The 14,381-nt window shown below is 39.8% G+C and carries 18 protein-coding genes; 13 read left to right on the forward strand and 5 right to left on the reverse strand.

Going from position 1 to position 14,381, the window contains the following annotated elements:
* Positions 1 to 89: 89 nt before the first annotated feature.
* Positions 90 to 1,514 (forward strand): RtcB family protein, encoded by a 1,425-nt coding sequence (locus R1T16_RS08400; protein WP_317500653.1) that lies wholly within the window; start codon positions 90 to 92, stop codon positions 1,512 to 1,514.
* Between the two features lie 54 nt (positions 1,515 to 1,568).
* Here R1T16_RS08400 and R1T16_RS08405 read toward each other — a convergent pair whose 3' ends face one another.
* Positions 1,569 to 2,516: a T9SS type A sorting domain-containing protein gene (locus R1T16_RS08405; protein ID WP_317500654.1), complete on the reverse strand. Its 948-nt coding sequence runs from the start codon at positions 2,514 to 2,516 to the stop codon at positions 1,569 to 1,571.
* Between the two features lie 88 nt (positions 2,517 to 2,604).
* On the opposite strand from R1T16_RS08405, the gene ddpX reads away from it, so the two are divergent.
* From ddpX to R1T16_RS08455, 10 genes are all read left to right on the forward strand, one after another.
* Positions 2,605 to 3,258, forward strand: a complete 654-nt coding sequence (gene ddpX / locus R1T16_RS08410) for a D-alanyl-D-alanine dipeptidase (protein ID WP_317500655.1) — start codon at positions 2,605 to 2,607, stop codon at positions 3,256 to 3,258.
* Between the two features lie 81 nt (positions 3,259 to 3,339).
* Complete coding sequence (locus tag R1T16_RS08415) at positions 3,340 to 4,116, forward strand: 3'-5' exonuclease (protein WP_317500656.1); 777 nt, start codon at positions 3,340 to 3,342, stop codon at positions 4,114 to 4,116.
* Between the two features lie 17 nt (positions 4,117 to 4,133).
* Positions 4,134 to 4,745, forward strand: a complete 612-nt coding sequence (locus tag R1T16_RS08420) for a fumarylacetoacetate hydrolase family protein (protein WP_317500657.1) — start codon at positions 4,134 to 4,136, stop codon at positions 4,743 to 4,745.
* Positions 4,745 to 5,089, forward strand: a complete 345-nt coding sequence (locus tag R1T16_RS08425; RefSeq protein ID WP_317500658.1) for an Hpt domain-containing protein — start codon at positions 4,745 to 4,747, stop codon at positions 5,087 to 5,089. Before R1T16_RS08420 ends, R1T16_RS08425 begins: the two co-directional genes overlap by 1 nt.
* Before the next feature lie 3 nt (positions 5,090 to 5,092).
* Entirely contained in the window at positions 5,093 to 6,340 is a 1,248-nt protein-coding gene (locus R1T16_RS08430) for a CinA family nicotinamide mononucleotide deamidase-related protein (RefSeq protein ID WP_317500659.1), read from the forward strand.
* Positions 6,341 to 6,419: 79 nt separating this feature from the next.
* Positions 6,420 to 6,656: a 50S ribosomal protein L28 gene (rpmB, locus tag R1T16_RS08435; RefSeq protein WP_114757812.1), complete on the forward strand. Its 237-nt coding sequence runs from the start codon at positions 6,420 to 6,422 to the stop codon at positions 6,654 to 6,656.
* A gap of 30 nt (positions 6,657 to 6,686) precedes the next feature.
* The gene (rpmG, locus tag R1T16_RS08440) at positions 6,687 to 6,869 is read left to right on the forward strand and encodes a 50S ribosomal protein L33 (RefSeq protein ID WP_011963553.1); all 183 of its coding nucleotides are present in this window, start codon (positions 6,687 to 6,689) and stop codon (positions 6,867 to 6,869) included.
* Positions 6,870 to 6,878: 9 nt separating this feature from the next.
* Positions 6,879 to 7,031, forward strand: coding sequence for a DUF4295 domain-containing protein (locus R1T16_RS08445; RefSeq protein ID WP_317500660.1), 153 nt, complete (start codon positions 6,879 to 6,881; stop codon positions 7,029 to 7,031).
* 100 nt (positions 7,032 to 7,131) lie between these two features.
* Positions 7,132 to 8,085, forward strand: coding sequence for a signal recognition particle-docking protein FtsY (gene ftsY, locus R1T16_RS08450; RefSeq protein WP_317500661.1), 954 nt, complete (start codon positions 7,132 to 7,134; stop codon positions 8,083 to 8,085).
* A 121-nt stretch (positions 8,086 to 8,206) separates the two neighbouring features.
* On the forward strand, positions 8,207 to 9,418 hold the full coding sequence (locus R1T16_RS08455) for a hypothetical protein (protein ID WP_317500662.1): 1,212 nt from the start codon (positions 8,207 to 8,209) through the stop codon (positions 9,416 to 9,418).
* A 317-nt stretch (positions 9,419 to 9,735) separates the two neighbouring features.
* Here R1T16_RS08455 and R1T16_RS08460 read toward each other — a convergent pair whose 3' ends face one another.
* Positions 9,736 to 10,818 (reverse strand): serine hydrolase, encoded by a 1,083-nt coding sequence (locus tag R1T16_RS08460; protein WP_317500663.1) that lies wholly within the window; start codon positions 10,816 to 10,818, stop codon positions 9,736 to 9,738.
* Positions 10,819 to 10,921: 103 nt separating this feature from the next.
* On the opposite strand from R1T16_RS08460, the gene R1T16_RS08465 reads away from it, so the two are divergent.
* Both R1T16_RS08465 and R1T16_RS08470 read left to right on the forward strand, forming a co-directional pair.
* Positions 10,922 to 11,341: a hypothetical protein gene (locus R1T16_RS08465; RefSeq protein ID WP_317500664.1), complete on the forward strand. Its 420-nt coding sequence runs from the start codon at positions 10,922 to 10,924 to the stop codon at positions 11,339 to 11,341.
* A complete protein-coding gene (locus tag R1T16_RS08470; RefSeq protein WP_317500665.1) occupies positions 11,341 to 11,637 on the forward strand; it encodes a DUF721 domain-containing protein in 297 nt (98 codons plus the stop codon). The genes R1T16_RS08465 and R1T16_RS08470 overlap by 1 nt, the downstream gene beginning before the upstream one ends.
* A gap of 63 nt (positions 11,638 to 11,700) precedes the next feature.
* Here R1T16_RS08470 and R1T16_RS08475 read toward each other — a convergent pair whose 3' ends face one another.
* From R1T16_RS08475 to R1T16_RS08485, 3 genes are all read right to left on the reverse strand, one after another.
* Positions 11,701 to 12,120, reverse strand: a complete 420-nt coding sequence (locus tag R1T16_RS08475) for a nucleoside-diphosphate kinase (protein ID WP_317500666.1) — start codon at positions 12,118 to 12,120, stop codon at positions 11,701 to 11,703.
* A gap of 156 nt (positions 12,121 to 12,276) precedes the next feature.
* Entirely contained in the window at positions 12,277 to 13,863 is a 1,587-nt protein-coding gene (gene bshC, locus R1T16_RS08480; protein ID WP_317500667.1) for a bacillithiol biosynthesis cysteine-adding enzyme BshC, read from the reverse strand.
* 96 nt (positions 13,864 to 13,959) lie between these two features.
* Positions 13,960 to 14,238 carry a hypothetical protein gene (locus tag R1T16_RS08485; protein WP_317500668.1) on the reverse strand — a complete coding sequence of 93 codons (279 nt, stop codon included), beginning with the start codon at positions 14,236 to 14,238 and terminating at the stop codon, positions 13,960 to 13,962.
* Positions 14,239 to 14,381: the final 143 nt, after the last annotated feature.

Raw genomic sequence — 14,381 nt, forward strand, 5'->3', positions numbered from 1 at the left:
CACACGTAATGCCCATTGCCTCTTTTACTATTCAATTAACAGTATTCAAAATAAAACAGACTAATTTTAAATTTCAAAACCATACAATCATGGAAGCATTAATTAACGGAACCGATTTGCTATATGCCGGCTACAAAGAAACAGGCATATTGGGGCTTGCCTTAAAACTGGCAAATTCAAAATACAACGATCAGCCTCGTGAAGAAGTACTGGCATTATTTAAAAAAGTAAAAGATTACCCTGAAAACTTTCTTGACGATAAGGTTTTAGAACCATTAGCTTCGGCGATGATAGAAGAGGCCAATGCGCCAAAAGATGAAACGATTGCTTTAAAAGAAACTTCAGGTGCCTATATAGTTTATGGTGAGGCACAGATAGAGCAGGGTGCAAAGGACCAGATGGATGTTGCGATGAAACTTCCGGTTACGGTAGCCGGAGCTTTAATGCCTGATGCGCATCAGGGCTACGGACTTCCGATTGGCGGTGTGCTGGCAACTAAAAATGCTATTATTCCTTATGGAGTGGGTGTAGATATAGGGTGCAGAATGGCTTTATCTGTTTATGATATTCCCGAAGAGCATTTTATCATGAACGAAGCTAAATACAAAAGGGAGCTTATCGCGCACACTAAATTTGGTGCGGGCCATGGCTACCATGGCCAGTATAAAAACGATCATGAGGTACTGGACAGAAACGAGTTCAACATTGCGCCATTCATTAAGAACCTTCACGATAAGGCATGGTCACAATTAGGTACATCAGGTGGCGGTAACCACTTTGTAGAATTCGGTATTATAGAATTTGAACATAGGGATGAGGTGTTAGGTATAGATAAAGGGCGTTATGTGGCATTGCTTACGCATTCAGGTTCGAGGGGATTTGGTGCTACCGTGGCGGGACATTATACAAAGCTGGCTAAGGACATCACCAGGCTTCCTAGAGAGGCGGCCAACTTAGCCTATCTTGACTTAAACTCTCAGGAAGGCCAGGAGTACTGGATCGCAATGAACCTTGCCGGCGATTATGCTTCGGCGTGCCACCAGGTAATACATGATAAGCTTCAAAGGGCCCTTGGTGCACAGATACTCGCTAAAGTAGAAAACCATCATAATTTTGCCTGGAAAGAAATACTTAACGGTGAAGAAGTAACTGTACATAGAAAAGGTGCTACTCCCGCCGGTAAAGGCGTAATGGGGATAATTCCAGGAAGTATGACAGCTCCCGGATTCCTTGTGAGGGGTAAAGGTGAGGCTGATGCCATTAACTCGGCGTCGCACGGTGCCGGAAGGCAGATGAGCCGTACACAGGCGATAAAAAGCATTACCAAGGCCGATATGAGACAGGTGCTGAAAGACCACGGTGTATCATTAATTGGTGCGGGAAGGGATGAAGCCCCAATGGCTTATAAAGATATCGACGCTGTTATGGCATCGCAGACCGATCTTGTTGATGTTGTGGCCAAATTTACCCCTAAACTGGTACGTATGGCAGATGACGGAAGCAGGGAAGATTAGGATTTAAATTGAAAAAGCTCCGCATTTGCGGAGCTTTTTGTGTGATATGTGTTTTTACTTTTTTATAACTCTCTGTGTAAAAATTTCTTTTTCTGAAGCCAGTTTTACAATGTATGCACCGGCCTGAAGATCTGAAATGGAAAACGAATCACTGATGTTGCCGTATTCTTTTACAATCCTGCCCGAAATATCAAAGACGATTATTTTGTTTATAATTGTGCCGTCATTTGTTTGGAAATACAATATATCTGATGTTGGGTTAGGGTATACAGAAGCTTTAGCAGCATCAAAATCTTCTGTGCCTAAAGAGCAGTCTGTTACAAGAGAATATGTTGCATAAACGTGTGCAATTGTCCAGTCTGAATAAGGAGCCTGATTATTTTGGGCAGCTTCGGCGTTGTCCACTTCAATACAGGTGTAAATATCAGGTTCGGGTCCCATACCGTCATAGAACCCACTTATATTAATATGCATATCGGGATTGTTGTTTCCGTTTTTCAGGTTTATGCGGCCAACTCCGCCTGATGCCAGAATCATTTTGATATTCGGGTTATGGCTAAGGTCAATCTCTGAAATGTAATTCATTGGCCCCACATCGCCACCGGTTGAAATATCCAGGTATTCCAGCAATGGGTTGTTAGAAACATCTATTGACGACAGCATATTATCTACACAATCCAGATGCTTTAAATGTATCATTGTACTTACATCCAGCTCTCCTGCCTCGGTAAAGTTCACGATTAAGCTTTCGAGATTTGTAAAAGCCTCAATGCCGGTTAAGTCGCTTATGAAGTTGAAATTAATATTATCTTCATAGGTAATGACAAGGTCTGTCACGGCTAAGGCATCTGCGGTATCTATTTGCCCGTTTATTATTCCGTCGGTATCTATTTCTTTGTCAATAAGCAACTGTTCAAAAATAGGGTCGGGAATATTGGTTGTCTGTGCTGTAGCATAAAAGCATGGTGCTGCAAGTAAAGCAAAGAGTAATTTTCTTTTCATATAATTTTTTTTAGCATAGCTAAAGTAAGAAAAAATTTTCAAATGTTGTTTTTTAAATTGGTTATATTTGTGTGGCTAACACTTATATATGAAATTTTTCCCGTATCTGTCTTTAATAATTTTTATAACCTTATCTATGTTCTCGCCAAATGGCACGCGCTTCCGCGAATGCAAAAGAGCAGTCGTTCAGGACACAATAAAAGGTTGGGCTGAGGTAAATTTTGAGGCACAGGGAATCCAAAATAAAATGGCTTATGCCGATACAGCTAATTTTATGCACCAAAAGATTTATCCGTGTGCGCGATGCTTTCTGCGCCCTGAGGTTGCTGTAGCTCTTGAAGAAGCCAACCGGATTGCAAAGGATAAAGGTTTTACCCTTGTGGTATATGACTGTTATCGTCCGTATGGATATCAAAAGGTGATGTATGATATTGTAAATGATCCGCGTTATGTGGCACCACCGGGCAAAGGGTCTAATCATAACCGGGGGCGGGCCGTAGATCTTTCGCTGGCAGATGAGAATGGCAGCCTGTTAGATATGGGTACGCCTTTTGACGATTTTACGGCGAAATCGCATTATGAGGCAGAGGGGCTTTCGAAAGAAGCAAGGCGAAACAGGAAAGCATTGCGAAGCATTATGAAAAAAGCCGGCTTTACACCATACAACAATGAATGGTGGCATTTTGACTATAAAAAGCAGAATTATGAAACAGCCGACTTCCGTTGGGATTGTAATGGATAAATTGTCAGCAAAAGCAATTATTGATAAAAATCTTCTTTTTGAACATTTCTCAAAGTATATTTGTCATTATACAATTTGACTATGGAACTTAAACTGCATAAGCCTATTTGCTTTTTTGACCTGGAGACTACAGGTACTGATATCTGCAAAGATCGTATCGTGGAGATCTCGGTATTAAAAGTATATCCTAACGGTAATAAAGAGAGCCGCACATGGCTGGTAAACCCGGAAAGGCCTATACCGCCAATCACCACAACCTTTCACGGTATTACCGATGATAAAGTGGCAAATGAGCCAACTTTTAAAGAGCTTGCGCATACTATTTATAACATGATTAAAGATTCAGATCTTGGGGGCTACAACTCTGATAGGTTTGATATTCCGCTGTTGGCAGAAGAATTGCTTCGTGCCGGGGTGGACTTTGATATGAAGAACAGGGTATCTGTCGATGTGCAGACTATTTTTCATAAAAAAGAAGAGCGTACACTTAGTGCGGCCTATAAGTTTTACTGCGGTAAGACGCTTGAAAATGCACATACGGCGGCGGCTGATACCAATGCTACATACGAAATACTTAAATCGCAGCTGGAGCGTTACGAAGACCTTGAAAATGACATGAAGTCACTTTCTGAATATACTACCCGTAAAAAGGCTGTAGACTTTGCAGGATTTATAGCGCTTGATCCTGATGGTGAAGAAATCTTTACCTTTGGCAAGCATAAAGGTGCAAAAGTAAATACGGTCCTGGAGCAGGAGCCCGGCTATTTTGGTTGGATTCAGAATGCTGATTTTCCGTTATATACCAAAAAGGTGTTAACGGCTATTAAGCTTAGAAAATTAAACAATAAATTGGCCTAAATCATTTTCTTACTATTATGAAAATAATATGCATAGGCAGGAATTATGTGAAACACATAGAAGAACTGCAAAATGAAAGGCCGGACGAACCGGTTATTTTTCTTAAACCTGATTCGGCTATAGTGTTGAAAAAATTCCCGTTTGTAATACCCGAATTCAGTAACGATATCCATCACGAAGTTGAGGTTTTGGTCAAGATCAATAAGGTAGGCAAGTATATAGATACTAAGTTTGCCTATAAATATTATGACGAAATAGGGCTCGGTATAGATTTTACTGCGCGCGACCTTCAGGCAAAACTTAAGGAAAAAGGACTGCCGTGGGAAAAAGCAAAAGCTTTTGACGGATCGGCAGTGGTGAGTGAGTTTATACCCAAAACTGAATTTGAGTCACTGGACAACCTCAATTTTGAGCTTACCAATAATGGTACTGTTGTTCAGAAGGGTAACACGCAGCATATGTTGTGGAAGATAGATGAGATCATAGCTTATGTGTCGCAGTATTTTACGCTGCGTATAGGAGATATTATATTTACGGGTACGCCTGAAGGTGTTGCCAAAGTGAATCCGGACGATGTGTTGGAAGGGTTTTTGGAAGGAAAGAAATTATTCAGGATACAGGTAAAATAATGGCACTATATTATAACTTATCAAAAGTATATGCAATCTCAGAAAACGACGTTGAGTTTGCCAGGCAGATAGTGACTCTTTTTCTGGAAGAAGTACCCGCCGAGATGAAAAACATAAAGCATGGCCTTGAAGAAAAGGACCATAATAAAGTGTACCATGCCGCGCATAAGATCAAGCCTACGCTGGATCTTTTAGGTATGGACCTGGCCTATGAAGATGTGCTGGCTATTGAAAGCTGGGGGCGTGGAAACGGCAAAAAGAAAGAAATTAAGGATGTTGTAAAAAGCCTTAAGGAATATATAAGCAAGACGGTAAAAGAACTTAAAAAAGACTATGACCTTTAAACCATGAAAGCAGCTGTTATTACCATAGGCGATGAGATACTTATAGGGCAGATCACTGATACAAATTCCGGTTATATAGCCAAAGCGCTGGATAAGATAGGTATTGGTGTCTATGAAACACGATCTATAAGCGACGAAAGGCATCATATACTTGAAACGCTGGCCTACTATCAGAACAGGGTAGATGTGGTTATCATTACCGGCGGACTGGGCCCTACGAAAGATGATGTTACAAAGGTAGCCTTCTGCGAGTATTTTGACGACCATTTAGTGCGTAATGAAGAGGTTGAGGCACATGTGGTGGCGCTTATAGAAAGGGCGCTTAACAGGACGGCATCGCAGCTTAACAGGGATCAGGCACTTGTACCGTCTAAGGCAAAAGTATTGCACAATGCTGTGGGCACAGCTCCGGGCATGTGGATGGAGAGGGGAGATACGGTATTTATGTCGCTTCCCGGTGTGCCGTATGAAATGAAATCTATCGTAGATAATGAAATTATACCACTGCTTGTAGAGCGATATGAGAGGCCTTATATAGTACATAAGACAATAATTACCCACGGACAAGGTGAAAGCGTAGTAGCAGAGCGTATTGAAGACTGGGAAAACAATCTGCCGGAATTCATTAAACTGGCCTATCTGCCTAATCCCGGACGTGTGAGGCTGAGGCTGAGTGCGCGCGGTACAGATGAGGCTTTGCTGCAAAATACTATTGCTGCCGAGGTGGAAAAGCTCAAAGCGATTATAGGCGATATCATTGTTGGTTTTGACGAAGGCGATACTATAGAAGTCGTTTTAGGAAGGCTTTTAAAACAAAAAGGAAAAACGCTTGCTGCTGCAGAAAGCTGTACAGGCGGAAAGATAGCTCAGATGATAACATCCGTTCCTGGGTCGTCGGCTTATTTTAAGGGTAGTGCCGTTACTTATGCAACAGAATCTAAAGTAAGCATACTAAAAATAGAACAGCAGCTTATAGACGTGTTTAGTGTGGTAAGTGCACAGGTTGCCGAAAATATGGCACTGAAAGCGCGTCAGCTTTTTAATGCCGATTATGCGATTTCTACTACAGGAAATGCAGGCCCGTTAAAGGGAGACTCAGCTGTTGAAGTAGGCACTGTTTTTATAGGTATAGCGACACCTAAAGGGGTGTTTAGCGAAAAGTTAGACCTGGGCCAGCCCCGTGAAAAGGTTATAGAAAGGGCTGCAAATAAGGCTCTTGAAAAGATTTATCATGAAATTTTAAAAAACTAGTGCATTATGTTTGTGTAATAGTTTTATTTTTCTTTTCTTTGCACCCTGATTTTGAATAACGATATAAAAGCGAGAAATAATGTCAAGAGTTTGTGCCCTTACCGGTAAAAAAGCGATGGTTGGAAACAATGTTTCCCACGCAATGAACAAAACGAAAAGGAAGTTTAGTGTAAACTTAGTGAAGAAGCGTTTCTATCTTCCTGAGGAAGATAAGTGGATCACACTTAGAGTAGCCGCTTCTACTATCAAGACAATTAACAAAAACGGTATTGCTGCAGTTTTGAAAGAAGCTAAAGCTAACGGATTTATTAAATAATAAATCGTACCAATAAATATATAGAGCAAGATGGCAAAGAAAGGTAATAGAATCCAGGTGATTTTAGAGTGTACTGAGCACAAAGCTTCTGGCGTTGCTGGAACTTCAAGGTACATTACTACTAAAAACAAAAAGAATACACCAGACAGACTTGAGATTAAAAAATTTAATCCAGTTCTTAAGCGTGTGACTGTTCATAAAGAAATTAAATAATCATTAGTCATGGCAAAGAAAACCGTAGCATCGTTACAGACATCTTCAAAAAGGTTAACTAAAGCTATCAAGATGGTAAAATCTCCAAAAACAGGAGCTTATACTTTTGTTGAGAGCGTTATGACTCCTGAAGAAGTAGATGGATTTCTTAAGAAGAAATAATATCTACCACAATATATAGAAAAGCTACTTTCGGTTGACGGAAGTAGCTTTTTTATTTTCTATATTTACACCGAAAAAAACAAAAACTACAACTGCTGATATGAATTTCTTTAAAAAAATATTTTCTTCTGAAAAGAAGGAAACTTTAGACAAAGGACTTGAAAAAACGAAGAGTTCTTTTTTTTCAAAACTGTCTAAAGCTGTTGCCGGAAAATCTAAAGTAGACGATGAGGTACTTGATAATCTTGAAGAAATACTTGTGTCGTCTGATGTAGGTGTAAATACTACATTAAAAATTATTGAGCGCATAGAAGAACGCGTTTCTAAAGATAAATATTTAGGGACAGATGAACTGAACCAGATACTAAGAGACGAAATTGCTGCCCTGCTTAGCGAGACTAACAGCGGCGATGCTTCTGAATTTGAAATACCGGCAAACAAAAAGCCTTATGTGCTCATGGTCGTTGGTGTAAACGGTGTGGGTAAAACTACAACCATAGGTAAACTGGCTTACCAATTCAAGAAAGCCGGATATAGTGTTGTTCTTGGTGCTGCAGATACCTTTAGGGCAGCAGCAATAGACCAGCTTCAGGTGTGGGCAGACAGGGTAGGCGTGCCCATCGTAAGGCAGCAGATGGGGAGTGATCCTGCATCAGTAGCATTTGATACTTTGCAGAGTGCTGTAAGTCAAAATGCAGATGTCGTGATTATTGATACAGCCGGCCGTCTTCATAATAAAGTTAACCTTATGAATGAGCTTACCAAAGTAAAAAGGGTAATGCAAAAGGTAGTGGAAGATGCACCTCACGATGTACTTCTTGTACTTGATGGTTCAACAGGGCAAAATGCTTTTGAGCAGGCTAAACAATTTACTGCGGCGACCGAAGTTAGCTGCCTCGCAGTTACAAAACTGGACGGTACTGCAAAAGGCGGGGTTGTTATTGGTATCTCTGACCAGTTCCAGATACCTGTTAAATACATTGGAGTAGGTGAAGGTATTGAAGATCTTCAGGTGTTTAATAAATTTGAATTTGTAGACTCTTTCTTTAAATAAGAAAACGGAATAATACAAAAAAAGGATAGCATAATGCTATCCTTTTTTTGTAGATGTTAAAACGGTTTAACAGGAAAATGTATATATTTGGCCTATTCAAACCTAAATGATACTACATTACATGAAATTTTTAACGCTGCTCGGAATACTGTTTTTTGCCACTCATTTATATGCTCAGGACGTAAAGGGATATTACCTGACAGATTCGGGGAAAAAGGTTGAGGGATACTTTGATTTTGCCGACTTTTTTGATACGCCGAACTTAAAATTTAAAGCGTCCAGATCGGCGGATTTTGGTAAACTACCAATCGATATTACAGAATACGGTGTTGATGAAGATAATTTGAAATTTGAAAAACATACGGTTAAAATTGATATTTCAGGTGCTAACTCGGCTAGCAAAGAACCTGAGTGGCTTACACAAACAATATTCCTGAACGTTCTTGTAGAGGGTAATGCAACGTTGTATTCATATATAAAAGACTATAAGACAAGTTTCTTTTTTAATACTGAAGCCAAGCCAAACGAAGTAAGTCAGCTGGTGTATAAAAAGTATAAACTTGAAGATGGCACTACAATCGAAAACACCGGATTCAGGCAGCAATTGTATAACGCTGTAAAATGCGACGGGCAATATGCGTCTGATTTTACGGTTATAAAATACGATAAGAAAGAGTTAACAGATTTTTTTAAAAAATATAACGAATGCAAAGGTTCAAAATCCCGATTATACGGGCCTAAGAAAAAATCTAATTTTAAATATACCGTATTTGCGGGAATTCATAATATAAATCTTGGTATAACTTATGCTACGCCCGCCGTAGGTGACCAATCTTCTACAGGTTATACTTTTGGGGGTGAGGCAGCTTTTACTTTCCCGTCGGGAGGGCCGGGTATCTTCTTTAGGGCAGAGTATGAAACGCTTACATCTGATTTAAAAGACGCTTACGATCAGGGATATAATGTCTTGGAGAGTAATTATAAGATAAGCGGTAATGCCCTTAATTTTGTTTTTGGCCCCCGCTATAATTTTCTGCTTTCTGAAAGAAGTTCGATAGCGGTTGATGCAGGTATTGATATGAGTATTCCGTTTGCAGATATTAAAAGGACTACGGTTTTATATCCAATAAATAATGGAACACCTTACAGCGGCGACCATAATGAATATGATCTTGAAACAGCCTTCGCAATCAATCTGGGTGTGGGCTATACTTTTGATCATTATGGTATAGCCATGCGCTATGTAACCGGCAGGGATTATCTTGACGATGTTTTTAGCGCTTTCAAAACGAAACACAGTAGATTAGGCGTGGTTGTAAATTATACTTTTTAAATAGTTTATGACTGAAACCAATAAAAAGAATCTAATTGCAGTACTTGCCGGTTTTACCCTTTTTAATTTGGTTGTTTTATGGATAGATTATTGTCAGTTTCGGATAAGCATGAACAATCCGCTCACTCCGCGGGCATTGATTGATTATAGGTTTAAGGTTGCTCTGGTACTTTCCATGCCAAAATGCACACTGCTAATTTTGGGCATATACTACCTGGTAACTAAAAAGCTGTTTTGGCTGATAGCTGTAATTTATTTTGTGCTGTTAATTGGTGAAGTTTTATGCAGCTCTTTCTTAATCACCTACTTTGTGTCGGCTAATTAATAACTGCATTTATTTTTTCCCATAGGGCGTTGTCAAAATCTGATAATGCCCAGTTTTCTTCGTCGGCAGCCTCTCCCATTCGTATTATTACCATTTTCCTGGATGGTATCACGTAGATTTTCTGGTCGTTTTTGCCAAGCGCCATAAACATATCTTTCGGTCCGTCTGGTAAAAGGCTTCCTGGAAATTGCACCTGTGTTTGCGGCATATGGTAACTTTCCTGTCCATTTATCCACCACAGGTAACCATATGATTTATTGATTTGCTGGGATGGGATAGTAACAGTTTTAAAGTAATCCTTATTTACAATTTGAGTGCCGTTCCACGTGCCCCAATTTAGGGCAAGAAGGCCAAAGCGAGCCATGCTCCTTGTGGTACTCCAATAAACGCTTAATTCATCTTCTGAACCGGAGTTCAGCCAGGTTCCTGTCATGCCCGTCTTATCTCTCAGCTTCGTGTTGAAATAACTGTTCCATGTTTGTCCGCTGGCAGCTGCGACAACATCCTGCAGTTTTACGTATACATTATCGTAAGCCCATCTGGTACCTGCGTCTGCAAGGTAATGCAGGTCTTCAGGGGTTGTGCTGTCGCCGCCTGCGTCGTCAAGACCTGACGTCATGGTTAGTAAATGCCTGCAGGTAATAAGGTTTTCTTTGTCTACGGGTGCGCTTGTCCATCCGGTACCGATGTAGTCTGATACTTTATTGTTTATATCTAGCAGGCCTTCCTGCTGCGCTATTCCTGTAACGGCAGATGTCAGTGTCTTACCTGCACTTGCCCAGTACCATGGGGTTGCAGCAGAATGTCCGTTAAAGTAATTTTCCATAACGATTTTACCATTTACCAAGATGATAAAGGATTTGGAATGCTTTATTTCAAGATAGCTCAAAAGCGGTGGTATGGCATTTTGGTTCCAGCCGAACTCTGCGGGTGTTTTTGTTTCCCAAACTTCCGAATTATTTGCGGGAAAATACATTTGGTCTTCACCGCTTGGGTCATGTCCGGGTTTGTCTTCATCAGAGCTGCATGCTGTTGTAAGGATCAGGAAGAATATAGGTAACAAAATCTTTTTCATGATGTTATGATTGGAGTTTAAAAGTATAAAATAGTTTGATAGGAAATTTTAAAGTTGTCAAAATTTTAATGCCTAAATTTGCCTTAATAACATTCACTTTATTATGAGAAAAACGGTTGTATTGCTTTTTATATCGGTTATGGCATTGTCCTGCGGTCGCGAAATTGCTGCCGAAGATCTTGCAAAACTTAACGGCTACTGGGAAATCCAGGAAGCAGTAATGGCCGATGGCACACAAAAAGAATATACGGTAAACCCTACTATAGATTTTTTTGAACTAAAGGGCAAAACGGGTTTTCGTAAAAAAGTAATGCCCCAATTTGACGGGACATACAGGGTAAATGACCTTTTAGAAAATATTACCATTGAACAAAAAGAGGGTAAAACTTTTGTGAACTACACAACAGAATATGCAAAGTGGAAAGAAGAGATAATAGGCCTGTCTCAGGAAGAGTTAGTGGTCAAAAACCAGCATGATATAGAATACCATTACAAGAGACCAAAACCATTTAGCGTAAAATAATGGCAAAGCGATTTAATGAAGAGCAGTCTGTAGGTGATGTGCTTAAGCAGTTTATGCAGGATAACAGGCTTCAGGCCGGGATGGATAAGATAGATGTGCGTGACGCATGGAAAAACCTTATGGGCAACGGCGTGAACAATTATACACGCGAAATTATGCTTAAGGGTACTACGCTTTATGTTGAGCTCACATCCTCAGTTTTAAGGGAAGAGCTTAGTCTTGGAAAATCAAAGATCGTAAGCATGCTTAATGAGGAATTAAAAAGAGAGGTAGTGAAAGATATAGTACTGCGATAGAATATACATAAACAAAAATGCCGCTTATTACAGCGGCATTTTTTATATAAGCTTGATCTTGTGTTAGAACTGCTCTCTTCCTGCAAAATGGAAAGCGCCTTCAATAGCTGCATTCTCATCACTGTCAGAACCGTGAACTGCATTCTCACCAATTGAAGTAGCATATTTTTTACGGATAGTACCTTCAGCTGCGTCAGCAGGATTAGTAGCTCCGATAAGAGTCCTGAATTCTTCAACTGCATTTTCTTTTTCAAGGATAGCAGCTACGATTGGGCCTCTTGACATAAATTCTACAAGTTCTCCATAAAAAGGCCTTGCGCTGTGTACTGCATAAAATGCCTGAGCATCAGCTACAGTAAGTTGAGTAAGTTTTAGTGATACGATTTTAAAACCTGCATCAGCTATCATTGCTAAAATACCACCGATATGCCCGTTTCCTACTGCATCCGGCTTGATCATTGTGAAAGTCCTGTTTGTTGCCATTGTCTTTTATAAATTTGGTGCAAAAGTAGTAGTTTTTAGCTAATAACTATAACTTTTAAGGTTTCTTTATCTCAATTTTTAAGGATAATTTAAAGAAAGGAAACATAGTGATAATTGACTGGCTTTAAATCTGATAACCATTATCTTGTCTGAAATCTATAAAACAATCACATTGAATTCGTGTTCGAGCGGCCTTAGGCTGAACAGCTCTGCAAGTAATTTTCCGTCAAATTCAAGGTAAAATTCAGAGAAATTAGCTTTGCGCTCCTGAAGGCTTAGCCCCGGGAAAAGCTCATTCTGAATCTGTGTGATGCGTTCCAGCTGTTCCGCATGGCTGCGTTTTTCTGCTTTTAGAAGTCGCTTTTCTAAATTTTCAAGGCCTTTTATCTGCTTTAGTTCCTGTGCTTTTACTGCTCCAGTAAATGAGGCATCGGTTTTAGATGCAATGGCTGACAGGTGTTCAAATTGTCTTTTTAAAAACTCTTTTTGCTCTGTAAAGTCAAGTTTGAATTCTGAGAATGTCTGAATCTTTTTATTTAGCAGGTCCTGCTGTTTAGAAAAGGCATCAGCCCAGGTGAGCCCAAGTTTATCCAGTTTATCTGCCTGTTTCTCTGTTGCAATCAATACTGAGTTGCGCAGCAATAGTATTGGGAAAGTAATATTTGCAGCGTTAAAATATGATTTCAGCTCCAGCCAGTAGGCAAGCTCACCACCGCCACCTATATAGCATAAGTTAGGCAGTATGACTTCCTGGTATAATGGACGCATGATTACATTTGGGCTAAACCTTTCAGGGTTTGACTCCAGTAATGCCAGGATTTCTTTTTCAGAAAATTTAAGTTCAGTGTTATTGATATAGTAAACACCATCCTGTAATATAATGCGTTCGCGGATAGTGTCTTCTATGTAAAACAGGTTTATCTCGCGCGGGTTTACCTGAATGTTATAGTCTTTAAGATGTACTGCGGTTTCGGCAACTTTTTGGTGCGATGTCTGGTTCAGTAATTCTTCTTTTACGTGAGGTGCCAGCAGCTTTTTAAGTTCGGCATCATCTGCATCAATAATTACCAGTCCTTCAGTGCCAAATATCTCATTGGCAAGATAACGGGTAGCATCGGCAAGGTTGGCGTGTTTCAGGTATGCTTTTTCAAAAAGTTCCTTGAGCCACGCAGCGTTACTTCCTGCACCCAGTTCTTTAGCAAAAACATCAAGAACAGCATCAAGTCCCTCGGTAGAAAGTCGACCAACAGGCCCGGCGCTTTCGCGCGGCCATTTTATTTTCTTGTTTTTAAAATGAAAATAATTGATTTCCTCAAAATCGTGGTCTTCAGTAGCCATCCAGTATACAGGTACAAAATCCTGACCGGGATAAGCTTCTTTAAGCTCCCTGCTAAGGTTTATGGCAGAAACTATTTTATATAAAAAGTAAAGCGGTCCTGTGAAAAGATTAAGCTGGTGACCTGTCGTTATAGTGTATGTACCCGGTTCGCTAAGCAATCTTATATTTTGCTCTGTGTAAGCCGATGTATTTATGTTTTTATACTGCCTGTTAAGCACACTAACCAATACGTTGCGAAACTCAGGATCATAGTTTTCGCGCTTTTCGTCCATCTGCAGCTTAAAGTTGTCTACATCAGGAAAACGGTGATATAGCGGTTTCAGCGTATCTTTCTGGTTAAGGTAATCGTTGATAAGCGGTGTAAAATAACCTGAACTCTGGAAGCTGATACAGTCTGATGGCATTTTTGTATAAAATTTTCCCGTAAAATTACGGAAAAAACAATTCAAATTGGGGTTTAAATGACATATCGAATTTGTCAGTTCTTTGCAAAATCGTGGCTACGCATTAATAGCCTCTTCCCAAACTTCTTTAAGGCTGAGAAAATTGCTGTAGGCAAACTCTGCGTTAGGATATTCAATAAGTATTTCGTCTTCAATGTCAATTAGTTCGTAACTTCTTTTCTCTGGGTTTAGAACATATTCCTTCTTACCCGAAAGAAGTATTTTTATTTGGTTAGGCGCAAGTTTAAGTCCTGTGAAACCTTCGCCGTTTATGCAGATGCTTTTTACTCTGTTAAGTTCTACAAGTGTCCCGTTAAGGTTAATTATTTTTTTCATTGTACAGTTGGGGTTTGTGGGGTACAAATATAATAAAAATCTTACTTGGTTATTTAATTATAGAATATTGGTCTGATTAAAAGGCTTGTTATCAGTATTTACTGGTATTTATGTTTTAAATGTTTTCTTGAAACAGGAATTAT

Source organism: Flavobacterium sp. DG1-102-2, assembly GCF_033042555.1.
Lineage (GTDB): Bacteria > Bacteroidota > Bacteroidia > Flavobacteriales > Flavobacteriaceae > Flavobacterium.